Origin of the sequence: Streptomyces sp. NPDC051913, from assembly GCF_044593635.1 — a bacterium.
In the GTDB taxonomy this organism is placed as follows: Bacteria; Actinomycetota; Actinomycetes; order Streptomycetales; family Streptomycetaceae; genus Streptomyces.
On record NZ_JBIUCI010000009.1, the window covers coordinates 176635 to 198086 of the forward strand.

Here is a 21452-nt window from a genome sequence, read left to right on the forward strand (position 1 = left end):
GAACTGCGCGACCAGCCCCCACCCACCCGCACCCGACACCGACCAGGAGCCGCACATGCACCTCGACCACGACCACGACGCCCCCTCCGCCATCAGCGCGGACGCACACCGCCCCGACGGCTCCCGCAGAGCGCTCCGCATCGGCCTCGGCGGCCCCGTCGGCTCCGGCAAGACCGCCACCGTCGCCGCACTCTGCCGCGCCCTGCGCGACGAACTGTCCCTCGCCGTCGTCACCAACGACATCTACACCCGCGAGGACGCCGAGTTCCTGCTGCGCGAGGCCGTGCTGCCGCCCGAGCGGATCACCGCCGTGGAGACGGGGGCCTGCCCGCACACCGCGATCCGCGACGACATCTCCGCCAACCTCGAAGCCGTCGAGGACCTGGAGGACGAGGTCGGTCCGCTGGATCTCGTGCTCGTCGAGAGCGGTGGCGACAACCTCACCGCGACCTTCTCCAAGGGGCTCGTCGACGCCCAGATCTTCGTGATCGATGTCGCCGGTGGCGATGACATCCCGCGCAAGGGCGGCCCCGGCGTCACCACCGCCGACCTCCTCATCGTCAACAAGACGGACCTCGCACCGTACGTCGGCTCCGACCTCGCGCGGATGGCGGCCGATGCCAAGGCGCAGCGGGCCGAACTGCCGGTTGTGTTCCAGTCGTTGCGGAGCGAGGCCGGAGTGGGCGACGTCGCCGCGTGGGTGCGGGCGCAGCTCGCCGCGTGGACGGCATGAGCGCCGGGGTCCAGGCGACCGCGCGGATCCTCGCCCGCGACGACGGGCGTGGCGGCACCTCGCTCCCCGTGCTGGAGGGCGACGGGCCGCTGGCGCTGCGCCGGACGCGGGGGAGCGGTGCCGAGGCGCGGGTCATGCTCGTCGGCGCGATGAGCGGGCCGCTCGGCGGCGACCACTTCACCGTCGAGGCCGAGGCGGAGGAGGGAGCCCGGCTGCACGTCGGGTCGGCCGCCGCCACCATCGCCCTGCCGGGCCAGGCCAAGACGGAGGCGCGGTACGACGTCCGGCTCACCGTCGCCGACGGCGCCGAACTGCGCTGGCTGCCGGAACAGCTGATCTCCGCGAACGGCAGTGAACTGTACGTCTCGACACGCGTCGACGTCGGTGCGTACGGTCGGCTCGTGCTGCGCGAGGAGCAGGTGCTGGGACGGGCCGCCGAGGAGCCCGGGCGGCTGACCAGCCGTCTGGTGCTGCGGGTCGGCGGGCGTACCGTCCTCGACCAGGAGCTGGCCTGCGGGCCAGGGGCGCCGGGCGGGTGGGACGGTCCGGCCGTGCTGGCGGGACATCGTGCCGTAGGTCAACTCGTCCTCGTACGACCGGAGTTCGCTGTCGAACCGATGGCCGCGCGGGTGCTTGGCGACGGCGCCGTGGTCATGCCGCTCGCCGGGCCCGCCGTGCTGGTGAGCGCCATGGCGCCCGACGCGCTGCGGCTGAGAAGGTTGCTGGACGAGGCCCTGACCTCGCTCGGCTAGCGAACGGCCCTCTCCGTTTATCGGATTGGCAAAGAAGGGTCACCACCCCTGTTCTCAGGGAACCCACAGCCGAGAGGATCCCCGTACTCATCAATGACGTACGGGGAGGTCGCACTTGAAGCACCACAGACCGACAGGGCGGGTCGCGGCGTTCGGCTCCGCCGGAGTGCTCGTCACTGCGACCCTGATAGCCGGGGCCGTGGCCGCGCCCACCGCGAACGCGAGCGCGGGCGCACGGCACGGCCAGGACCGTGAGGCCCGCGGCGCCGCCGTCGCCGCCGCCCGGGCCGAGAAGGCCGGCATCGCCTGGCAGGACTGTCCCGCCGACTGGGGGCTGGAGAAGCCCATCCAGTGCGGCTGGGTCACCGTGCCGCTCGACTACGCCAAGCCCAACGGCAAGCAGATCAAGATCGCCGTCGACCGTATCGGCAACACCGGGACGCCGGCCGAGCGCCAGGGCGCGCTCGTCTACAACCCCGGCGGGCCGGGCGGCTCGGGCCTGCGCTTCCCGCGCCGTGTCACGACCAAGGCGCCGGTGTGGGTCAACACGTCGAAGGCGTACGACTTCGTGGGCTTCGACCCGCGGGGCGTCGGCCACTCCGCGCCCATCTCCTGCATCGACCCGCAGGAGTTCGTGAAGGCGCCCAAGATGGACCCGGTGCCGGACTCCGAGGCCGACAAGCTCGCCCAGCGCAAGCTGGCCCGCGAGTACGCCGAGGGCTGCTACAAGCGCAGCGGCGAGATGCTGCCGCACATGACCACGCCGAACAGCGCACGTGACCTGGACGTCATCCGGGCCGCGCTCGGCGAGAAGAAGCTCAACTTCCTCGGCGTCTCCTACGGCACCTACTTCGGCGCCGTCTACGGCACGCTCTTCCCGAGCCATGTCCGCCGGATGGTCGTCGACAGTGTCGTCAACCCGTCGCGGGAGAAGATCTGGTACGAGGCCAACCTCGACCAGGACGTCGCCTTCGAGAAGCGCTGGAACGACTGGCAGGACTGGGTCGCCGCCAACGACGCCGCCTTCCACCTCGGTACCACCCGCGCCGAAGTCCAGGCGAAGTACCTGGAGTTGAGGGCCACCGCGAAGAAGAACCCCATCGGTGGCGTGGTCGGTCCGGCCGAGCTGATCGGCTTCTTCCAGAGCGCTCCGTACTACGACTCCGCGTGGGTCTCCACGGCGACCGTGCTCAGCAAGTACTTCGCCGGTGACACCCAGGCGGTCGTCGACGCGGCAGCCCCCGACATGACCGACATCGCGGGCAACATCTCCTCGGAGAACGGCAACGCCGTCTACACGGCCGTCGAGTGCACCGACGCCAAGTGGCCCACCAGCTGGAAGAAGTGGGACCGGGACAACACCCGGCTCCACACGGACTACCCCTTCCTGACCTGGGCCAACGCCTGGATGAACCTGCCGTGCGCGACCTGGCCGGTGAAGCAGCAGACCCCGGTGGACGTGAAGACCGGCAAGGGCCTGCCCGGTGTGCTGATCGTCCAGTCCGAGCGTGACGCCGCCACCCCGTACGAGGGCGCGGTCGAACTGCACAAGCGGTTCAAGGGCTCCCGCCTGATCACCGAGAAGGACGCGGGCTCGCACGGTGTGACCAGCCTGGTCAACCCGTGCATCAACGAGCGGGTGGACGCCTACCTGCTCAGCGGCAAGCTGGACGCGGCCGACGTGACGTGCGGTCCGCACGCCACGCCGAAGCCGTAACACCGAAGCCGTAACACCGAAGGGGCGGCCCGCAGTCGGGCCGCCCCTTCGTCATGCCGTCAGCCAGGTGTCCTCCGCCGCGTAGTCGAAGAGGTCGCCGTAGGCCTGGAGCATCTTCGGGTACGCCTCCCGCCAGTCCCGCCCGGCCAGCTCCGCCTCGATCGAGGCGACGGTCTCGGCCAGCCGGTCCGCGTACCGGACGACCGCCCGATACCCCAACTCCCGCTCGGCGGCGGACATGTCGCACACGACCGGCACGGGCACGGACCACGGGGTGTCCCCGACGGTGGGCGCGGGCGGCGGCCCGTCCACGAGCACGTCCTCCCGTCCCGTCACGCCCATCACGGCGTCGACGGCCCGCGCGATCTCCGCCACCGTCGGCGCGTCCGGGTCGACCGCGTTGAGGACACGGCTGCCCGGCCGGCCGGCGGCCAGCCGGATCAACTCGGCGACGTTGTGCACACTCGCGGGATGGAACCGGCTCTCCCCGCGGTACGCGAGGACCCGCCGGGTCCGCCCGTCGAGGTTGCGCTTGACGAAGTACAGCTCGCGCGGCGTCCGGCAGTACGCCCCGTGCACGGCCCCGGCCCGCAACAGCGTCGTCGGCAACCGCTCACCGGCGGCCAGCAGTTCTCGTTCGAGGACGACCTTGCGTGTGCTGTACGAGGTGTCGCCGGCCTGGACCGTCCGCTGCCGCTCGGTCATCGGCACGGGGTACTCGGGAAATCCGTCCGGCTCTTCCTGGGTGTCGAAGTTCCGCCCCTTGTCGTCCTCGTACACCGACACACTGGAGATGACGACGGCGGACCCGATCCGGTCGGCGAGGGACACCAACTGCCGTGCGTGACCGCCTCCGTAGGCGACCACGTCGACGACCACATCACATCCGTCGCCGACCGCACCGGCGAGCACGGCGTCGTCCTCCCGGTCGCCCCGCACGACCCGCACCCCCTCGGGCCAGCCGTCGTCACGGCCGCCACCCCGCGACAGGGCGGTGACCTCCCATCCGTCCCGCGCCAGCGCACCCACCGCCACCCGGCCGATCTGCCCGGTCGCCCCGATCACCACAGCACGTCGTGTCATACGGCGACGCTACGACGGCCGGGCCGACCCGCGTGAGGATCTCTGCCGAGAGCAGAGCCGGCGCCGGACTCACCCCAGGGGCATGCGCGGGAACCGCCGCTCCTTCTCCGCCTTGGCCTTGGCCTCGGCCTCCTGCGCCTTGGCGACGGCCGCGTACTCGTCCACGTACTCCTGCCCCGAGAGGTTGAGGATGGCGTAGATGATCTCGTCGGTGATGGCGCGCAGGATCGCCTTCTCGTTCTCCATGCCTTCGTAGCGGGAGAAGTCGAGGGGTTCGCCGAAGCGGATGACGACGGGGTGGATGTTGGGGATGACCTTGCCGGGCGGCTGCGCCTCGAAGGTGCCGATCATCGCGCAGGGGATGACGGGCACCCCGGCCTTCAGCGCCATCACCGCGACGCCGACCTTGCCCTTGTAGAGCCGCCCGTCGTGCGACCTCGTGCCCTCCGGATAGATCCCCAGCAGCTCGTCCTTGGCGAGCACCCCGAGCCCCTCACGGATCGCGGCCTGCCCCGCCTCCTTGCCGGTACGGTCGACCGGGATCTGCCCGGCGCTGCGGAAGAAGAACGCCGTGAGCCGGCCCTTCACACCCGGCCCCGTGAAGTACTCCTTCTTCGCCAGGAACGTGATGCGCCGCTTGAGGATCGCCGGCATCAGGAAGTGGTCCGAGAAGGACAGATGATTCCCGGCGACGATGGCCGCACCACTCGCCGGCACATGCTCAAGACCCTCGATCCGAGGCCGGAAGACCAGTCTCAACAGTGGTCCCAGCAACACGTACTTGAGCAGGTAGTAGAACAAGGGGACGCTCCTCACTCCGGCAATTCGGCTCAACCGCCGCGTTCCAGCAGGTCAACCGGCGTGACGTGGGGGTGCCAGTGTAAGTGCATGCCGGAGCGCGCGGAACGGGGCGCGGGTGGGGAAGGCCGCGGGGGACAGCCTGGTGCGGGTGAGGGTTCGACGGCAACATGATCGAGTCCACGATGACGGAAACACGTGCATGAGTGGCGGACGCGGGGGCCTTGTGCGGGACGAGGTGCGGCTCCCCGCAACCGGAGAGCCGCACCCGTGGTTCAGTCCCGCGTCAGCACCCTCTCCAACGCCCCCAACGCCCCCGCGAGTTCATCTCCCGTGATGGTCAGAGGCGGTGCCAGGCGGATCGTCGAGCCGTGCGTGTCCTTCGCCAACACCCCTTCCCGCAGCAGCCGTTCGCCGATCTCCCGGCCCGTGCCGAAGGCCGGGTCGATGTCGACGCCCGCCCACAGGCCGCGGGAGCGGAAACCGAGGACGCCCTTGCCCACGAGGGCCGTCAGGCCGTCCCGCAGCCGGGCGCCCAACTCCATGGCGCGGTGCTGGAATTCGCCCGTCTCCAGAAGTTCCACCACGGCCGTGCCGACCGCCGCCGCGAGCGGGTTTCCACCGAACGTCGAGCCGTGCTCGCCGGGGCGCAGGACGCCGAGGACGTCGCGGCGGGCCACCACCGCGGAGACCGGGACGATACCGCCGCCCAGCGCCTTGCCCAGGAGCAGGACGTCCGGGACGACCGACTCGTGGTCCACGGCGAGCGTGCGGCCCGTGCGGCCGAGGCCCGACTGGATCTCGTCGGCGATGAAGAGACAGCCCTTGCGGCGGGTCACCTCACGGACGCCCGTGAGATAGCCGTCGTCGGGGATCACCACGCCCGCCTCGCCCTGGATCGGCTCCAGGAGCACCGCCGCCGTCGTGTCGTCGATCGCCGCTTCCAGCGCCGCGAGGTCGTTGTACGGCACGATCCGGAAGCCCGGGGTGAAGGGGCCGAAGCCCTGCCGTGCCGTCTCGTCCGTGGAGAACGACACGATCGTCGTCGTACGGCCGTGGAAGTTCTCCGCAGCGACCACGATCGTCGCCTGATCGGCGGGGACGCCCTTCACCTCGTACGCCCATTTGCGGGCCACCTTGATGCCGGACTCGACCGCCTCGGCGCCCGTGTTCATCGGCAGGACCATGTCCAGGCCGGTCAACTCGGCCAGGCGCTCGGCGAATTCGGCCAGCTTGTCGTTGTGGAAGGCGCGGGAGGTGAGGGTGAGGCGGTCGAGCTGGCGGTGGGCCGCCTCGATCAGTGCCGGGTGGCGGTGGCCGAAGTTGAGGGCCGAGTAGCCGGCCAGCATGTCCAGGTAGCGGCGCCCCTCCACGTCCTCGACCCAGGCGCCCTCGGCGTGGGCGACGACCACCGGAAGGGGGTGGTAGTTGTGCGCCAGGACCGGTTCCTCGGCGCGGATCAGGTCGGCGGACGAGCGCGTGGTCACGGGTACTCGGGTGGGCGCTGTCATGAGCGGATCTCCTGAGTGCAGCACTTGATGCCGCCGCCTGCCTTGCGGAACTCGGACAGATCGACGGGCACGGGGACATAGCCGCGGTCGGCGAGGGCGGAGGCCAGGGACTCGGCCTGGGGCGCGATGAAGACGTTGCGGCCGTCGGACACGGAGTTCAGACCGAAGGCCAGCGCGTCGTCCAGAGTGGCGAGCACCGCGTTCGGGTACAGGCGCGCCAGCACCTCCCGGCTGCCCGGCGAGAACGCCTCCGGGTAGTAGGAGATGTTGTTGCCGTCGGCGGAGTCGTCCAGGACGAACAGCGCCGTGTCCAGGTGGTAGAAGCGCGGGTCCACCAGCGTCAGGCTGATCACCGGGTGCCCGAAGAACTCCTGCACCTCGCGGTGCGCCTCCCGGGTGGTACGGAAACCGGTACCGGCCAGGACGTACCGGCCCGTCCAGACCAGGTCGCCCTCGCCCTCGCAGACCGACTCGGGGCGGTGGACGGCGAAGCCCGCCGTCTTGAACCACGTGTCGTACAACGAGGACTCGGGGCGCCGCTCGGGCGCGTGGAAGAGGGAGCCGAAGACACGGCCGTCCACCACGACCGCCGAGTTCGCCGCGAACACCATGTCCGGGAGACCGGGGGCCGGCTCCACGGAGTCCACGGTGTGGCCATGGGCCCGGTAGGCGCCGATCAGCGCATGCCACTGCGTCCGGGCCAGGTCCGCGTCGACGCGGACGTCGGGTTGCATCCAGGGATTGATCGCGTACTGCACGCCGAAATGTCTGGGTTCGCAGACGAGGAATCGCCGTCGGCGCGGCACACGGGACTCGGACACAGAGGGGTTCCTCCGCTTCCTGCGGTGTCGACTTGGGGTTGACACCAAGGTAGGAAGTGACGGTCACACCCGACAAGCAACGAGAATTGCGTGTCTGCGCAGGAATGCTGCGTCTTCAGCCATGGGCACGCAGGTTCACTGCGTACTCGGATGTTTATTCGGGCGATGCCGCGGGTGCGGGCTGGGTCGCGCCCGCCTCGGGGCTCTCCGGGAGCAGATGGGACAGCACCATCACACTGATCGTCTTGCGGATGAACGGCTCCACCCGGATCCGCTCCAGCACCTCCTCGAAGTGCTCCACGTCCCGCGCCCGCACATGCAGCAACGCGTCCGCGGCGCCGGTCACCGTCATCGCCGCCGTGATCTCCGGATGGTTGCGCACCACCTCCGCGAGCCGCCTCGGCGGGGCCGCGCCCTCGCAGTACACCTCGACATAAGCCTCCGTACGCCAGCCCAGCGCCGACGGCTCCACCGTGGCCGTGAACCCGGTGATCACCCCGGTCTCCCGCAGCCGGTCCACCCGTCGCTTGACCGCCGTGGACGACAGCCCCACGGTCGAGCCGATCTCGGCGAAGCTCGTCCTGGCGTTCGCCATCAGAGCGGTGATGATCTTCCGGTCGAGCTCGTCGAACGGTGCGGGCGCGCTGTGCATGTCGGCACTGTATCCAGCGGAAACCCAGCGGGAACGTCCATGCCTCGGCACGTGTGCAGACGTACGGATTGCTCCTACACTCCGGGTTCATGCTGCGCGCCCTGGCTGTCGACGACGAACGCCCCTCGCTGGAGGAACTGCTCTACCTCCTCAACGCCGACCCCCGGATCGGCAGCGCGGAGGGCGCGGGCGACGCGACCGAGGCGCTGCGCCGCATCAACCGCGCGCTGGAGTCGGGGCCGCACGGCCCGGAGGCGATCGACGTCGTCTTCCTCGACATCAACATGCCCGGCCTCGACGGCCTGGACCTGGCCCGGCTGCTCACCGGCTTCGCCAAACCCCCGCTGGTCGTGTTCGTCACCGCCCACGAGGACTTCGCCGTCCAGGCCTTCGACCTCAAGGCCGTCGACTACGTCCTCAAGCCCGTCCGCAAGGAGCGCCTCGCCGAGGCCGTTCGCCGCGCCGCCGAACTCGTACGACGCCCCGCAGAACCCGGCGACCCCGCGCCCCGCATCCCCGTGCACGAACCCGACCCCGACCACATACCCGTCGAACTCGGCGGCGTGACCCGCTTCGTCTCCGTCGAGGACATCACCCATGTCGAGGCGCAAGGGGACTACGCCCGGCTGCACACCACCAAGGGCAGCCATCTCGTCCGCATCCCCGTGTCCACCCTGGAGGAGCGCTGGCGCTCCCGCGGCTTCGTCCGCATCCACCGCCGCCATCTGGTCGCCCTGCGCCACATCGGCGAACTCCGGCTCGACGCCGGCACGGTCAGCGTCCTGGTCGGCACCGAGGAACTCCAGGTCAGCCGGCGCCACACCCGCGAACTGCGCGACCTGCTGATGCGGAGGTCCTGACATGCCGCACCAGGACCCCGTCGAACGCCGCGTCGTCGTCACCGGACCACCCCGCCGCACCCGCCGCGCCTCCGGCTACTACCGCCCCCGCACCGAGATCGACGAACAGACCACCCTCGGTGATACCTACGTCCGTTCCCTCATGCGCAGCCAACTGCGCGCCGGTCTCACCGTGTTGGCCGTCCTCGGCCTCCTCATCGGCCCGCTTCCGCTGCTGTTCGCCGCGATGCCCGACGCCCGACGCGTGGAATGGGCGGTCCTCGGCTTCGGCGTCTACGCCCCGCTGGTGCTGCTCGCACGCTGGTACGTGCGGCGGGCGGAACGCAACGAGCGCGACTTCGTCCGCCTCGTGGAAGACCGCTGAGCCACCCGATCCGATGAACTCCAGCTACGCCGTCCCCGCCGTCGCCCTCGTCGTCGTCGCCACCGTCCTCGTCGGCGCCTTCGGCCTGCGCATCTCCCGCACCACCTCCGACTTCTACGTCGCCTCCCGCACCGTGGGCCCCCGCCTGAACGCGGCGGCCATAAGCGGCGAGTACCTCTCCGCGGCCTCCTTCCTCGGCATCGCGGGCCTCGTCCTGGTCCAAGGCCCCGACATGCTCTGGTACCCGGTCGGCTACACCGCCGGATACCTCGTCCTTTTGCTCTTCGTGGCCGCCCCGCTGCGCCGCTCCGGGGCTTACACGCTCCCGGACTTCGCCGAGGCCCGGCTCGCCTCCCAGGCGGTACGACGGCTCGCCGGGGCGTTCGTCGTCGGCGTCGGCTGGCTGTATCTGCTGCCCCAACTCCAGGGCGCCGGACTGACCTTGCAGGTCCTCACCGGGGCGCCCGACTCGCTGGGCGGCGTCATCGTCGCCGTCGTGGTCGTCGCGACCGTCGCCGCCGGCGGCATGCGCAGCATCACCTTCGTGCAGGCCTTCCAGTACTGGCTCAAGCTCACCGCCCTCCTCGTCCCCGCCCTCTTCCTGATCCTCGCCTGGCAGGGCGACGGCGCCCCCAGCCACGCCTTCGAGGAACCGGCCACCTTCCGCGAACAGCGCGTCGTCCGTGTCGACGAGGGCCTCGACCTGAAACTGGACCGCCCGCTCACGGTCACCGTCGACGGCACGGTGGACGGCCGCACCCACGAGGACACCCCGCTCCGCCTCCGGGCCGGCACCCACCACATCGACGCCGGCACCCGGCTCACCTTCGCCGCCGGGGCCCCCGTCCCCAAGGCCGACCGGCGCAGCGACGCCGGTCTGTCGCCCTCGCAGGCCGAGAGCCGCGGCGAACGCCCCCTGTACGCCACATACGGACTGATCCTCGCGACCTTCCTCGGCACGATGGGCCTGCCGCACGTCGTCGTCCGCTTCTACACCAGCCCGCACGGCGTCGCCGCCCGCCGCACCACCGTCGCCGTCCTCGGCCTGATCGGCGCCTTCTATCTGCTGCCCCCCGTCTACGGCGCCCTCGGCCGCCTCTACGCCCCCGAACTCACCCTCACCTCAGACGCGGACGCCGCCGTCCTGCTGCTGCCCGACCGGGTGATCGGCGGCCTCGGCGGCGACCTGCTCGGCGCGCTGGTCGCCGGGGGCGCGTTCGCCGCGTTCCTCTCCACCGCCTCCGGGCTGACCATGGCCGTGGCGGGCGTGCTCACCCAGGACGTGCTTCCGTCACGCGGCGTACGGCACTTCCGGCTGGGCACGGTCATCGCCATGGCCGTACCGCTGGCCGCCAGCGCCCTGGTCGGCGGGCTGCCGGTCGCCGACGCGGTCGGCCTCGCCTTCGCCGTGTCCGCGTCCTCCTTCTGCCCGCTGCTCGTCCTCGGCATCTGGTGGCGCCGGCTCACCCCACCGGGCGCCGCCGCCGGGATGCTGGTGGGCGGCGGCTCCGCGCTGGTGGCGGTGGCGGCGACCATGGCCGGTTTCCCCGGCTCCGGCGCGCTGCACGCCGTGCTCGCCTGGCCGGCTCTCTGGTCGGTGCCGCTGGGGTTCCTCACCATGGTGCTGGTGTCCCTGGCGACCCCGGGCAGGGTCCCGGCCGGTACGGGGGCGATCCTGGCGCGGTTCCATCTGCCGGAGGAGCTGCGGGCGGAGGTGAAGGCATGAGCGGATTCCTCGCCGGGCTGTGCGTGGCGATCCTCCCCCTCCTCGCCGCGGGCTTCTGGCTCGGCCGCCGCACCGCACGCCCCGAGAACCTCGGCGGCCTCGGCACCCCCGTCGAGCACGCCACCTTCGAGACCCTGCACACCGCGTCCCTCGCCGCGCCCCCGCTCCGCGCGGGCCTGACCGAGGAGACGGCCCGCAAGTCGGCCCGCAGGCTACGGACGTTGCTCGGCACGGACGCGCTGTGCCTGACCGACCAGAAGCGGGTCCTCGTCTGGGACGGCGTCGGCGGCCATCACCGCGACGAGATCATGAAACGCCTCGCCGGCCCCCTGGAGACCGGCCGCGGCGAGGCCTTCCCGCTGACCTGCGACGCCCTCGACTGCACGGTCAGCTGGGCCGTGGTCGCCCCGCTCACCGTCGACGACCGGGTGCACGGCGCCCTGGTGGCCTGTGCGCCCCGCGAGTCCGCCGTACTCGTGCGGGCCGCCGGAGAGGTCGCCCGCTGGGTCTCCGTCCAGCTGGAACTGGCCGACCTCGACCAGTCCCGCACCCGGCTCATCGAGGCCGAGATCAAGGCCCTGCGCGCCCAGATCTCCCCGCACTTCATCTTCAACTCGCTCGCGGTGATCGCGTCGTTCGTCCGAACCGACCCCGAGCGCGCCCGTGAACTGCTCCTGGAGTTCGCCGACTTCACCCGCTACAGCTTCCGCCGGCACGGCGACTTCACCACCCTCGCCGACGAACTCCACGCCATCGACCACTACTTGGCGCTCGTACGGGCCCGCTTCGGCGACCGCCTCTCCGTCACCCTGCAGATCGCCCCCGAGGTGCTGCCGGTCACCCTGCCCTTCCTGTGCCTCCAGCCGCTCGTCGAGAACGCCGTCAAACACGGCCTGGAAGGCAAGCCCGACACCTGCCACATCCAGATCACGGCACAGGACGCGGGCGCCGAAGCCCTCGTCGTCATCGAGGACGACGGCGCGGGCATGGACCCCGCCGTGCTGCGCCGCATCCTCGCCGGCGAGGTCAGCCCGTCGGGCGGCATCGGGCTGTCCAACGTCGACGACCGGCTGCGCCAGGTGTACGGCGACGACTACGGCCTCGTCATCGAGACCGCCGTGGGCGCCGGCATGCGCATCACCGCCCGGCTGCCGAAATACCAGCCGGGCGTGCACTAGTGCGGACTCAGGTGCTCCGCGTGACGACCATCCCGAGGGTGATCAGGCCCAGCACGACCCAGCCGAACCACAGCCAGCCGTTGCTGCCGAGCGCCACCGTGTAGGCGGTCACCACGACGAGTCCGCCGAGGGTGAGCACCCCCATCGTCCTGGTCGAGCCGTCCGTGGAACCGGGCATCGCAACACCCTCCTCGGGATCCTCATGATGCGTCATCCTCCATGGTGCCCCCGTTCTGCTTCCTGACGGTGCAGACGACGAAATGAGTTCCGGCCTTCCACGGGCCCTCGCTCGTCCAGGACCCCGCCCGGTACACCGACGGATCGAAGCCGTAGTCACCCGGCGCCACCTCCCGACCGCAGGCCAGGTCCGCCGCCTCGGCGCGCGCCTCGTCCAGCGTCACGTCCTCGCCCAATCGGGTGAATCCGAGCACCTCCTCGTCGTGCGGTGCCGCGCAGGACACCAGCCGCGCGTCCCGGTTGGACCGCACGTCCAGACAGTCCCGCTTCTGCATCGAGGAGACGTCGAGGAACTTCGTCCCCGGCTCGCGATGCCCGCCGAGCGGCCCGTACACCGGCCCGTGCGCGCCCACCACCAGACAGGCCGTGCGCCGTCCGGCGGTGGTGAAGCCCGCCGCGGTCGGTACGAGGGCCAGGCCGCGCACATCGGCGAGCTTCTCGCGGATCTCCTGGGTCAGCTCCGCACAGCGTGCCGGCCCCTGCTCCCGCGCCTCGGCCGCGGACGCGGCGGGGACGAAGGCCATCACCTGCCCGTCCGGCGGACCACCGCACGCCGCGTCCAGGGCCAACCGGGGCGTACCCGTGAAGGGCGCCCCGCCCGGCCAGTCCACGGTCACACAGTCACCGTCCCGCAGCGCCTTGCCGAGCCCGACGTCCGTCCCGTACGGCGCGGCGTTCCCGCTGCCGCCACCCCCGCCCTCCCCGGGCGGCTGCTGCGCCACGGCGTACCAGACCCCGCCCCCGGCGAGAACCAGGCCCAGCAGCCCGGCGAGGGCGGAGTGCAGGGCCCGCGGACGGGTACGGCGCCGACTCCCGCCACCGCTGGTGACCAGCGGCCCGAACCCCTCCGGTACGGGCTGCGGCACCGGCGCGACCGGTCCCGGCTGCGCCCACTGCGGCTGCGAGCCCAGGTCGGTCCGGGTCCGCGCGTACGGGTCCGCCTGTGACGCGACGATCTGCGACAGCGCCGCCTCCGCCTGCGCGGCGGAGATCCGCAGCCCCGGATCCTTGACCAGCATCGCCTCCAGTACGGGGGCCAGGGCGCCGGCGCGCACCGGTGACCGCGGCTCCTCCGTCACCACCGCGCTGATCTCCGCGAAGTGCGACTCGCGGGCGAAGGGCCCGCAGCCCTCCACCGCGTGGTAGAGCGTGCACCCCAGTGAGAACAGGTCGGCGGCCGCGGTGGGCGACCCGCCGGTGGCCCGTTCCGGCGCCAGATAGCCCGCCGTACCGACCAGCACGGACGTCAGCGTGTACCGCGTCTCCCCGGCGTCCGGCTGCACGGAGATGCCGTAGTCGGTGAGTAGGACGCGCCCGTACGGTGCCCCGGTGCGGTCCGGCGCGAGCAGGATGTTCGCCGGCTTCACGTCCCGGTGCATGATCCCCCGCTCGTGCCCCGCGGTCAGCGCGTCGAGGACGGCGAGGCCGATCCGCGCGGACTCCGCGGGCGCCAGCGGGCCGCGCCGGGCGATCAGCTCACGCAGGTCGACGGCGCCGGGCACGTACTCCATGACGATCCAGGGGAGCCCGTCGTGCTCCAGCACGTCGTGCACGGTCACCACATGCGGATGACCGCGCAGCCCGGCCGCGTGCCGGGCCTCCGCACGGGCCCGGGCGACCCGGGCCTCCCGCTCGTGACCGGCCTCGGACGGGTCACGGAAGACGATCTCCTTGAGCGCGACCTCGCAGGCGAGTCTCTGGTCGTGGGCGAGCCACACATGGCCCATCCCGCCGCTGCCCAGCTGGTGCAGCAGCAGATAGCGGCCGGCGATGACCCGGCCCACTCCCGATGTCGATGGTCCTGAAGGCATCCGGTGACTCCCGGGTTCTGCGGAGCCGCTACGTGGCGACGCTCGCGGTGGGCTCCTCGGGCGCGGACTCACTGCTGGGCGGCGGCGCGCCGGTCGTCGTCACCGGTGGCGGTGCGCTCGTGGTCACCGGCGGCGAGGACGGTGGCGGCGCGCTCGTCGTCGTCAGCGGGGGCGAGCTGCTCACGGCAGGCGGGGCGCTCGTCACCGGGGTCGGTGAGGAGGGCGGTGGTGAGGTCGGGGGCGACGGCGAGGGAGACGCGGACGGGCCGGGCGGGGTGCCCGCCGAGTGACTGGCGGGCGGCGGCGAGGTACCCGGCGTGGACGGTCCCGACGTCGACGGTCCGGGCTTCGAGGGTCCGGACGTAGAGGGCGCCGGGGGCGGGGGCTCCGCGGGCGGGGGAGAGGTGAGACCGCCCCCGGACGACGATCCCTCCGCCACGCTCACCGTCACGTACTGCCCGAACCGCAGCTCGGTCCCGGCCGGCGGATCGGTCGCGGTGACCCGTGCGCCGTCGGCGGGCGCCGACCCGGTGTCGTACCCGGTCGCGAGCCCCTTGTCGGCCAGCGCCCGACGGGCCTCGCCGAAGGTCTTCCCCGTCAGCCGGGGTACGGCCTCCGTCCTGCGGGTGTCGAAAATGTCGTCCTTCGCGCCCGTCGTGCCGACCGGTCGGCTGATCCCGCGATCGGGGTCCGCCACGTCGACCAGGGCGATCTTCTCCAGCGGACGGGACGCGGGCCGCACGGCCACGACCGAGGAGCGGTCGTATCCCTTCCACTCCTTGTTCCCGTCCCCGAACTCGACCGAGATACGGCTCGTGTCACCCGCGAAGGGACGCAGTGGATTTCCACAGCTGCACTTCGCGGCCGGCTGACCCTGCCGATCGACGAGAATCGCGATTCCGGCCTGCAACAGCGAGTCGTAGGGAACGGCCTTTCCCTTTTTGTAGTCGTGATTCTGCACGAGCGTGTCGTGACGCAGCAGAACAGGAGTGAGCCGATCCAGATATTCCGGTATCTCGGCGGTGGTGATTCCCAGGGCGCGTGCCCACGCCTGTGCTTTCTGGTCGTTCATGGGATCGGTGAGGAATTTCTCGAGCTTGTCGACATCGCAGATCGTCGGTTGCTTTGAACCCCCGTACAGACCAGGGGTGTCGCCCTGCTGGAGACTTCCTCGAACGGGCTGCGACGTCACCGGCTGATCCCGGCCCAGGTCACTGCCCTCGTCGAAGAACGGCGCCAGCGAGGGCACACCGGCCGCGACCGCCTTCACCGCCAGCAGGGGCGTGTCTCTGTCGCATCCACTCACCGCGAGAACGAGAACCAGCAGACACGCAGTCTTTGTCGCGAGCCTCTGCATAAATGCGCGAAATGTCATCACCGCTCCCCCTGGCGGTTTCCCCAACGCGCTTCATGCTACTGAACGCCCCGGCCCCAAAAAGCCTTTCAGCGCCCACGTGCGTTCAATGAGGCCAAATAGGCGTTGTATGCCTCGAGTTCCTTGTCGCCGTCCCGGTCGGCGGCCCGGTCCTTCCGCCTGGCCTGCCGCTGTTCCGAGCCGTACCACTGGAACAGCAGCGCCAGCAGCACCAGCACGGACGGGATCTCACTGAACGCCCAGGCGATACCGCCCGCGGCGTTCTGGTCGGAGAGCGCGTCGATACCGAGCGAGGCGGGCGGGTTCTTGAACGTCTCGACCATCGGGGTGGACGCCATCATCAACGCGATACCGAAGAACGCGTGGAACGGCATGCCCGCGAACAGCTCCAGCATCCGCATCAGATAGCCGGGCCGGTGCGGCCCCGGGTCGACGCCGATGATCGGCCAGAAGAACACCACACCCACCGCGAGGAAGTGCACCATCATCGCGAGGTGACCGGTCCTCGACCCCATCAGGAAGTCGAAGATCGGCGTGAAGTAGAGCGCGTACAGGCTCGCGATGAACAGCGGGATGGTGAACGCCGGATGCGTGATGATCCGCATGTACCGGCTGTGCAGCAGCGCCAGCAGCAACTCGCGCGGCCCCTTCCGCCCCCGGCCGGCGGCGGGCAGCACCCGCAGGGCCAGCGTCACCGGAGCGCCGAGCAGGATCAGGATCGGCGACAGCATGCTGATGACCATGTGCTGCACCATGTGCACGCTGAACATCACCATGCCGTAGTCGTTCAGCCTGGTGCACATCACGAGCATGATCGTCAGCACCCCGACGGCGAACGAGACGGTCCGCCCCGCCGACCAGGCGTCCCCACGCCGCCGCAGCCGCACGACCCCGTACGCGTACAGTCCCAGCCCCACCACACAGGCGACGAGGAAGAACGGATCGGCCGACCACTGAAGCCCCCGCCCCAGCGTGAACGGCGGCAGATCCATGGTCATGCCGTGCCCGCTGTGATCCATTGCGGCGGCTCCTGATTCGTGGGGGGTTGTGCGAAGTGTCCGCCTCACAGACTAGAACCGCCCCCGGCGCCTGATGACACCGGGGGCAGTCAACGCCCTAGGGGCGCGGGGAACTGCGCGACCAGCCACAACGAGCCCGCAGCCTGCAACCCTCCCGCAGGCCCACGGCGAAACTCAGAGAACGCACTCAGCCTCTTCGTACCGCTCCGCAGGAACCGTCTTCAACGTCTCCACCGCCTCAGCCAACGGCACCATCACGATGTCCGTCCCCCGCAGCGCCGTCATGTGCCCGAACTCACCACGGTGCACGGCCTCCACCGCATGCCATCCGAAACGGGTGGCCAGCACCCGGTCATACGCCGTAGGCGTCCCGCCGCGCTGCACATGCCCCAGGATCACCGGCCGCGCTTCCTTCCCCAGCCGCTGCTCCAGCTCGATGGACAGCTGCCGCGCGATCCCGGCGAAGCGCTCGTGCCCGTAGACGTCCTTGCCGCCCTCGTCGAACTCCATGGTCCCGGCGGCCGGCTTCGCCCCCTCCGCGGCGACGACGATCGCGAACCGCTTGCCCGCCTGGAACCGCTCGCCGACCCGTCGCGCCAACTCCTCGATGTCGAAGGGCCGTTCCGGTACGACGATGGCGTGCGCGCCGGCCGCCATGCCGGAGTGCAGCGCGATCCAGCCGGTGTGCCGCCCCATGACCTCGACGACGAGCACGCGCTGATGCGACTCGGCGGTGGTCTTGAGCCGGTCCAGGGCCTCCGTGGCCACGCCCACGGCCGTGTCGAAGCCGAAGGTGACATCCGTGACCGCGATGTCGTTGTCGATGGTCTTCGGCACGCCGACGATCGGCAGACCGGCGTCGGACATCAGCCGGGCCGCCTTCAGCGTGCCCTCGCCGCCGATCGGGATGATCGCGTCGAGGCCGAGCTCGGCGACATGGCCCCTGGCCCGCTCCACCCCGTCACGCAGATGGGAGGGCTGGACCCGGGAGGAGCCGAGGATGGTGCCGCCGCGGGCGAGGATGCCGCCCACCGCGTCGAGGTCGAGCTTGAGGTAGTCGCACTCCAGGAGGCCCTTCCAGCCGTCCCGGAAGCCGATGACCTCGTCGCCGTGGTCGGCGACGGCACGGTGCACGACGGACCGGATGACGGCGTTCAGGCCGGGGCAGTCGCCGCCGGACGTGAGGACACCTATGCGCATAGCCCGAAACAACCTTCTCAACGTGGGCCGGGGACCGGACCACGCTGTCCGGCTCGATCCCCGCCACCCTAGCGGCAGGAGGGGGCGGGGCCCTACCGTGCGTCCGCCTGCTGGACGACCCCGCTCAGGTGTGCGGACACATCGTCAGACGGGCTGGTAAAACGCGGCTGGAGCGCAGATGAACTCCCAGCTCAAGCAGGCTCTACGCCGGCTGCTGCGCCGCCGCGATGCGCTCGTTGCGAAGCGCCTCGTACCAGCGGTCGTCGGTCGGCGGCAGCGCGTTCACGTCGAGCGCCAGCTTCAGCAGGAGGTCGGCGATGAGGGGGTTTCGCGCCAGGACGGGACCGTGCATGTAGGTACCGAAGACGGTGTCGTTGTACGCGCCCTCCGTGCCGTCGCCCGTGCCGTTGCCGTTGCCCAGGCGGACGTTGGCGAGCGGGCGGGCGGTGGGGCCGAGGTGCGTGACGCCCTGGTGGTTCTCGAAGCCGGTCAGCGGGGGCAGCCCGAGGCGCGGGTCGATGTCGGCGAGGACGTCACCGACGCACCGCGCACCCTCACCGCGCACGGACACGACATCGAGCAGCCCGAGACCGGGCTCACGCTGGCCGAGGTCGTTGATGAACTCGTGCCCGAGGATCTGGTACCCGGCACACACCGAGAACACGATCGCGCCGTTCTCCACGGCCCGGTGCAGTCCGCCGTCCCGGCGCAGCCGCTCGGCCGCGAGCCGCTGCGGACGGTCCTCGCCGCCGCCGATGAGGTAGATGTCCCCGGAGGTCGGGATCGGCTGGTCGCTGCGCACGTCGAGCCGGGCCACGTCGAGGCCCCGCTGCCGCGCCCGGCGCTCCACGACCAGGACGTTGCCCTGGTCGCCGTAGGTGCTGAGCAGGTCGGGATAGATCCAGACGACCCGCAGCTGGTTGTCGCTCACAAAAGTCCCCTGAAGTGTCAGTTGCCGACGCGGCGGCGCAGGTCCTGGAAGGCGGTGTAGTTCGCGATGACCTCGATGCGGCCCGGCGGGCACAGCTGCACGGCCTGGTCGAGGTTCTCGCAGACCTGGAAGTGCTGGTTCGCGACCTCCAGGCGTACCGCGAGGTCGAGCTTGCGGTCGCCGACGACACAGATCGGGTGGCCGGTCAGCCGCGTGTAGTCGACGTCCCACAGCCACGAGGTGTCGGTGCCGTCGGCGCCGCGCGCGTTCACGGAGAGGATCACCGGGGTGGGTGGCGGATCGATAAGGCTGAACGTCTCGAGCCAGCCCGCCGGGTTCTTCGCGAGCAGCAGCCGCAGGTCGCGCTGCTGGAACTGCACGACGTCGTAGCGCCCGGCCACGGCCTGCACCTGGTACATGCGCTCCAGCGCCACCTGCGGCGGTACGCCGAACACGGCGGCGACGGCGGCCGAGGAGGCGGCGTTGGCCTTGTTGGCACGGCCCGGGAGCTGCAGATGGATGGGCCAGGCCGAACCGTGCGGGTCCAGCACGTGGTCCCCGGACAGCGCCCAGCTCGGCGTCGGCCGCCGGAACCCGCACTCCCCGCAGAACCAGTCGTCGCCCGGCCGCTGCATCACACCGCCGCAGGACGGGCAGGACCAGGCGTCGTCCTTCCACATCTGCCCGGCGGCGACCCAGACGACGTTGGGGGAGGAGGAGGCGGCCCACACGACCAGCGGGTCGTCGGCGTTGGCGATGATGACGGCCTTGCTGCCCGCGAGCCCCTCACGCCAGTTCTCGGCGAGCATCCGGGTCTCGGCGGCCCGGTCGAGCTGGTCGCGGGAGAGGTTGAGCAGCGCGATGCACTTGGGGTCGGTGTCCCGGGCGACGCCGGCGAGGTACTTCTCGTCGACCTCGATCACGCCGTAGCGCGCCTCCGAGCTGCCGGCCAGCGCCGAGGTGATGCCGGCGGGCATGTTGGCGCCGAGCGCGTTGGAGACGACGGGACCGGCGGCGCGCAGCGCCTCCGCGATGAGTCGCGTGGTCGTGGTCTTGCCGTTGGTGGCCGACACCAGAACCACGTCCAGGTTCTGGGCGAGCCGGGCGAGGAGGTCGGGGTCGAGCTTGAGTGCCACCCGGCCGCCGATCACCGAACCGCTGCCGCGCCCTGCGGCGCGCGACGCCGCCGCGACCGCCTTGCCCGCGGTCACGGCGATCTTGGCCCGCGGCGTGAGCGGGTCCGAGTTGCCTGCCATCAGTTCTCGATCCTCCTTGCGTACGCGCCGCGCCTGACGGCAACGTGGTGGTGGTCAGCCTATCGAGATCCATTCGCAGTCCCGAATCGCCGTACCCTTGCGGCCATGCGAAACAGCTCCATTCCGGGCACCCGTGGCCGTGTCCGGCCCCTCACGCTGCTCGGTGACCCCGTTCTGCACGCCCCGTGCGAGGACGTCACGGACTTCGGCCCGGAACTGGCGACGCTCGTGGAGGACTTGTTCGCGACGATGTACGCGGCCCAGGGCGTGGGCCTCGCCGCGAACCAGGTGGGGGAGTCGCTGCGGGTGTTCGTGTACGACTGCCCGGACGACGAGGACGTCCGGCACCTCGGCCATGTGGTGAACCCGAGGCTGGTGGAGGCCGACGGAGTGGTCCTGCGAGGCCCGGAGGGCTGCCTGTCCCTGCCCGGCTTGGAGGCGGGAACGGAGCGCTACGACCACGCGGTGGTGGAGGGTTTCACGATGACGGGCGAGCCGGTGACGGTGCATGGCACCGGGTGGTTCGCGAGGTGCTTGCAGCACGAGTGCGACCACGTGGACGGCAAGGTCTATGCGGACCGCCTGACGGGTTGGCGTCACAGCAAGTTGAGGCGACAGGTGAGCCGCACTTCTTGGGGCCGGGCAGCGCGGCGTCCCTAGGGGCGCGGGGAACTGTGCGACCAGCCCCCACCGGCCGGCAGCCGACATACAACCCTCAGAAGCCCGGACCCCCCACCTTGTCGCCCGCCGCGGCGAGACGCCCCCACAACAGGTCGGTCAGACTCTGCACCAACTCGGCCCGGGAACATGGCCGTTCCCCCAGCCACCAGTCACCCGCGGCGTGCATCATCCCGACGATCCCATGCCCCCACACCCGAGCCAGCTGCTGCCCCCCGGGCCCCAGGTCCAGCCGGTCCTCGATGACCTGGGCCAACTCCTCGCCCATCCGCCGCAGCAGTGGAGCGGAGTGCTTCCCGACGTCGAACCCCTGGTCCCCGACCTGGCCTCCCTCCGCGGGATGCATCAGGAACCGGTACACCTGAGGCCGCGCCTCGATCGCCGCGAGGTACGTGTCGAGCGTGGCCGCGACCCGCTCCCGCCGATCCGCGGGCGCGTCCAGCGCGGCCCGCAGAGAATCCAGCAGCGCATCGGTATGCCGTGTGGCCAACGCCGCGTAAAGTCCCCCCTTGTCACCGAAGTGACGGTAGAGGATCGGCTTGGTGATGCCCGCTTCCGCGGCGATCGCGTTCATGGAGGCGTGGGGTCCGTCACGCAGGACCACCCTGTCCGCGGCCTCCAGCAGCTCGCGCCGACGGCGGTCGGCGGACCGCTGCTGATCGGTCCGCTGCGTGGTGTCCATGAGCTCTCCCCACCCGTGCTGATTCGGTGACGCCTGCGCAAACTAACACCCACCATGCACCATGCATC

The 21452-nt window shown here is 71.0% G+C and carries 21 protein-coding genes and 1 pseudogene; 9 read left to right on the plus strand and 13 right to left on the minus strand.

Translation table 11 applies throughout. The annotated features are described in order from the left end of the window. Positions 1-55: 55 nt before the first annotated feature. The 3 genes from ureG (at position 56) to ACIHIX_RS27230 (ending at position 3202) form a co-directional block, all read left to right on the plus strand. Positions 56-733 (plus strand): urease accessory protein UreG, encoded by a 678-nt coding sequence (ureG, locus tag ACIHIX_RS27220; RefSeq protein ID WP_399960515.1) that lies wholly within the window; start codon positions 56-58, stop codon positions 731-733. Next, complete coding sequence (locus ACIHIX_RS27225) at positions 730-1485, plus strand: urease accessory protein UreD (protein WP_399960516.1); 756 nt, start codon at positions 730-732, stop codon at positions 1483-1485. The genes ureG and ACIHIX_RS27225 overlap by 4 nt, the downstream gene beginning before the upstream one ends. 115 nt (positions 1486-1600) lie before the next feature. Then, positions 1601-3202: an alpha/beta hydrolase gene (locus ACIHIX_RS27230; RefSeq protein ID WP_399960518.1), complete on the plus strand. Its 1602-nt coding sequence runs from the start codon at positions 1601-1603 to the stop codon at positions 3200-3202. 51 nt (positions 3203-3253) lie between these two features. Here the strand turns inward: ACIHIX_RS27230 and ACIHIX_RS27235 are convergent, their stop codons facing one another. The 5 genes from ACIHIX_RS27235 to ACIHIX_RS27255 form a co-directional block, all read right to left on the minus strand. After that, positions 3254-4270: an NAD-dependent epimerase/dehydratase family protein gene (locus ACIHIX_RS27235; RefSeq protein WP_399960845.1), complete on the minus strand. Its 1017-nt coding sequence runs from the start codon at positions 4268-4270 to the stop codon at positions 3254-3256. 84 nt (positions 4271-4354) lie between these two features. Further along, on the minus strand, positions 4355-5086 hold the full coding sequence (locus tag ACIHIX_RS27240; protein ID WP_399960520.1) for a lysophospholipid acyltransferase family protein: 732 nt from the start codon (positions 5084-5086) through the stop codon (positions 4355-4357). A gap of 272 nt (positions 5087-5358) precedes the next feature. After that, positions 5359-6594, minus strand: a complete 1236-nt coding sequence (gene rocD, locus ACIHIX_RS27245; protein ID WP_399960522.1) for an ornithine--oxo-acid transaminase — start codon at positions 6592-6594, stop codon at positions 5359-5361. Further along, positions 6591-7415 carry a dimethylargininase gene (gene ddaH, locus ACIHIX_RS27250; protein ID WP_399960524.1) on the minus strand — a complete coding sequence of 275 codons (825 nt, stop codon included), beginning with the start codon at positions 7413-7415 and terminating at the stop codon, positions 6591-6593. The genes rocD and ddaH overlap by 4 nt, the downstream gene beginning before the upstream one ends. A 154-nt stretch (positions 7416-7569) precedes the next feature. Next, on the minus strand, positions 7570-8067 hold the full coding sequence (locus tag ACIHIX_RS27255) for an Lrp/AsnC family transcriptional regulator (RefSeq protein ID WP_399960526.1): 498 nt from the start codon (positions 8065-8067) through the stop codon (positions 7570-7572). An 89-nt stretch (positions 8068-8156) separates the two neighbouring features. Between ACIHIX_RS27255 and ACIHIX_RS27260 the strand changes: the two genes are divergently transcribed. The 4 genes from ACIHIX_RS27260 to ACIHIX_RS27275 are packed head-to-tail and all read left to right on the plus strand — an operon-like array spanning position 8157 to position 12195. Beyond that, positions 8157-8927 (plus strand): LytR/AlgR family response regulator transcription factor, encoded by a 771-nt coding sequence (locus tag ACIHIX_RS27260; RefSeq protein WP_399960528.1) that lies wholly within the window; start codon positions 8157-8159, stop codon positions 8925-8927. 1 nt (position 8928) lies between these two features. Further along, complete coding sequence (locus ACIHIX_RS27265) at positions 8929-9291, plus strand: hypothetical protein (protein WP_399960530.1); 363 nt, start codon at positions 8929-8931, stop codon at positions 9289-9291. A gap of 13 nt (positions 9292-9304) precedes the next feature. Continuing rightward, the gene (locus ACIHIX_RS27270) at positions 9305-11017 is read left to right on the plus strand and encodes a cation acetate symporter (protein WP_399960532.1); all 1713 of its coding nucleotides are present in this window, start codon (positions 9305-9307) and stop codon (positions 11015-11017) included. Then, positions 11014-12195, plus strand: a complete 1182-nt coding sequence (locus ACIHIX_RS27275) for a sensor histidine kinase (RefSeq protein WP_399960534.1) — start codon at positions 11014-11016, stop codon at positions 12193-12195. The genes ACIHIX_RS27270 and ACIHIX_RS27275 overlap by 4 nt, the downstream gene beginning before the upstream one ends. A gap of 7 nt (positions 12196-12202) precedes the next feature. Here the strand turns inward: ACIHIX_RS27275 and ACIHIX_RS27280 are convergent, their stop codons facing one another. Further along, positions 12203-12373, minus strand: coding sequence for a hypothetical protein (locus ACIHIX_RS27280; protein ID WP_399960536.1), 171 nt, complete (start codon positions 12371-12373; stop codon positions 12203-12205). A 22-nt stretch (positions 12374-12395) separates the two neighbouring features. Further along, a complete protein-coding gene (locus ACIHIX_RS27285; RefSeq protein WP_399960537.1) occupies positions 12396-14243 on the minus strand; it encodes a protein kinase in 1848 nt (615 codons plus the stop codon). A 32-nt stretch (positions 14244-14275) separates the two neighbouring features. Here ACIHIX_RS27285 and ACIHIX_RS27290 point away from each other — a divergent pair, with 32 nt between their 5' ends. After that, the gene (locus tag ACIHIX_RS27290; protein ID WP_399960869.1) at positions 14276-14533 is read left to right on the plus strand and encodes a hypothetical protein; all 258 of its coding nucleotides are present in this window, start codon (positions 14276-14278) and stop codon (positions 14531-14533) included. Positions 14534-14736: 203 nt separating this feature from the next. Here ACIHIX_RS27290 and ACIHIX_RS27295 read toward each other — a convergent pair. The 5 genes and pseudogenes from ACIHIX_RS27295 to ACIHIX_RS27315 form a co-directional block, all read right to left on the minus strand. After that, positions 14737-15618: pseudogene (locus tag ACIHIX_RS27295) on the minus strand (DUF6777 domain-containing protein); the annotation flags it as partial. Positions 15619-15686: 68 nt separating this feature from the next. Next, positions 15687-16637, minus strand: a complete 951-nt coding sequence (locus ACIHIX_RS27300) for a cytochrome c oxidase assembly protein (protein WP_399960539.1) — start codon at positions 16635-16637, stop codon at positions 15687-15689. Positions 16638-16811: 174 nt separating this feature from the next. Beyond that, positions 16812-17837, minus strand: coding sequence for a 6-phosphofructokinase (locus ACIHIX_RS27305; protein ID WP_399960541.1), 1026 nt, complete (start codon positions 17835-17837; stop codon positions 16812-16814). 202 nt (positions 17838-18039) lie between these two features. Further along, positions 18040-18768 carry a type 1 glutamine amidotransferase gene (locus ACIHIX_RS27310; RefSeq protein ID WP_079309501.1) on the minus strand — a complete coding sequence of 243 codons (729 nt, stop codon included), beginning with the start codon at positions 18766-18768 and terminating at the stop codon, positions 18040-18042. A gap of 17 nt (positions 18769-18785) precedes the next feature. Next, positions 18786-20024 carry a MurT ligase domain-containing protein gene (locus tag ACIHIX_RS27315; protein WP_329341794.1) on the minus strand — a complete coding sequence of 413 codons (1239 nt, stop codon included), beginning with the start codon at positions 20022-20024 and terminating at the stop codon, positions 18786-18788. Between the two features lie 105 nt (positions 20025-20129). Between ACIHIX_RS27315 and def the strand changes: the two genes are divergently transcribed. Further along, on the plus strand, positions 20130-20684 hold the full coding sequence (gene def / locus ACIHIX_RS27320; protein WP_399960544.1) for a peptide deformylase: 555 nt from the start codon (positions 20130-20132) through the stop codon (positions 20682-20684). A gap of 55 nt (positions 20685-20739) precedes the next feature. Here the strand turns inward: def and ACIHIX_RS27325 are convergent, their stop codons facing one another. Continuing rightward, on the minus strand, positions 20740-21384 hold the full coding sequence (locus tag ACIHIX_RS27325; RefSeq protein WP_399960546.1) for a TetR family transcriptional regulator: 645 nt from the start codon (positions 21382-21384) through the stop codon (positions 20740-20742). Positions 21385-21452: the final 68 nt, after the last annotated feature.

Bases quoted from the DNA above. Each gene is read 5' to 3' on its own strand.
- ACIHIX_RS27255 (WP_399960526.1), bottom strand. From the start codon at position 8,067: ATGCACAGCGCGCCCGCACCGTTCGACGAGCTCGACCGGAAGATCATC.
- ureG (WP_399960515.1), top strand. From the start codon at position 56: ATGCACCTCGACCACGACCACGACGCCCCCTCCGCCATCAGCGCGGAC.
- rocD (WP_399960522.1), bottom strand. From the start codon at position 6,594: ATGACAGCGCCCACCCGAGTACCCGTGACCACGCGCTCGTCCGCCGAC.
- ACIHIX_RS27305 (WP_399960541.1), bottom strand. From the start codon at position 17,837: ATGCGCATAGGTGTCCTCACGTCCGGCGGCGACTGCCCCGGCCTGAAC.
- ACIHIX_RS27270 (WP_399960532.1), top strand. From the start codon at position 9,305: ATGAACTCCAGCTACGCCGTCCCCGCCGTCGCCCTCGTCGTCGTCGCC.
- ACIHIX_RS27280 (WP_399960536.1), bottom strand. From the start codon at position 12,373: ATGCCCGGTTCCACGGACGGCTCGACCAGGACGATGGGGGTGCTCACC.
- ACIHIX_RS27315 (WP_329341794.1), bottom strand. From the start codon at position 20,024: ATGGCAGGCAACTCGGACCCGCTCACGCCGCGGGCCAAGATCGCCGTG.
- ACIHIX_RS27225 (WP_399960516.1), top strand. From the start codon at position 730: ATGAGCGCCGGGGTCCAGGCGACCGCGCGGATCCTCGCCCGCGACGAC.
- ACIHIX_RS27265 (WP_399960530.1), top strand. From the start codon at position 8,929: ATGCCGCACCAGGACCCCGTCGAACGCCGCGTCGTCGTCACCGGACCA.
- def (WP_399960544.1), top strand. From the start codon at position 20,130: ATGCGAAACAGCTCCATTCCGGGCACCCGTGGCCGTGTCCGGCCCCTC.
- ACIHIX_RS27325 (WP_399960546.1), bottom strand. From the start codon at position 21,384: ATGGACACCACGCAGCGGACCGATCAGCAGCGGTCCGCCGACCGCCGT.
- ACIHIX_RS27285 (WP_399960537.1), bottom strand. From the start codon at position 14,243: ATGCCTTCAGGACCATCGACATCGGGAGTGGGCCGGGTCATCGCCGGC.
- ACIHIX_RS27260 (WP_399960528.1), top strand. From the start codon at position 8,157: ATGCTGCGCGCCCTGGCTGTCGACGACGAACGCCCCTCGCTGGAGGAA.
- ACIHIX_RS27300 (WP_399960539.1), bottom strand. From the start codon at position 16,637: ATGGATCACAGCGGGCACGGCATGACCATGGATCTGCCGCCGTTCACG.
- ACIHIX_RS27275 (WP_399960534.1), top strand. From the start codon at position 11,014: ATGAGCGGATTCCTCGCCGGGCTGTGCGTGGCGATCCTCCCCCTCCTC.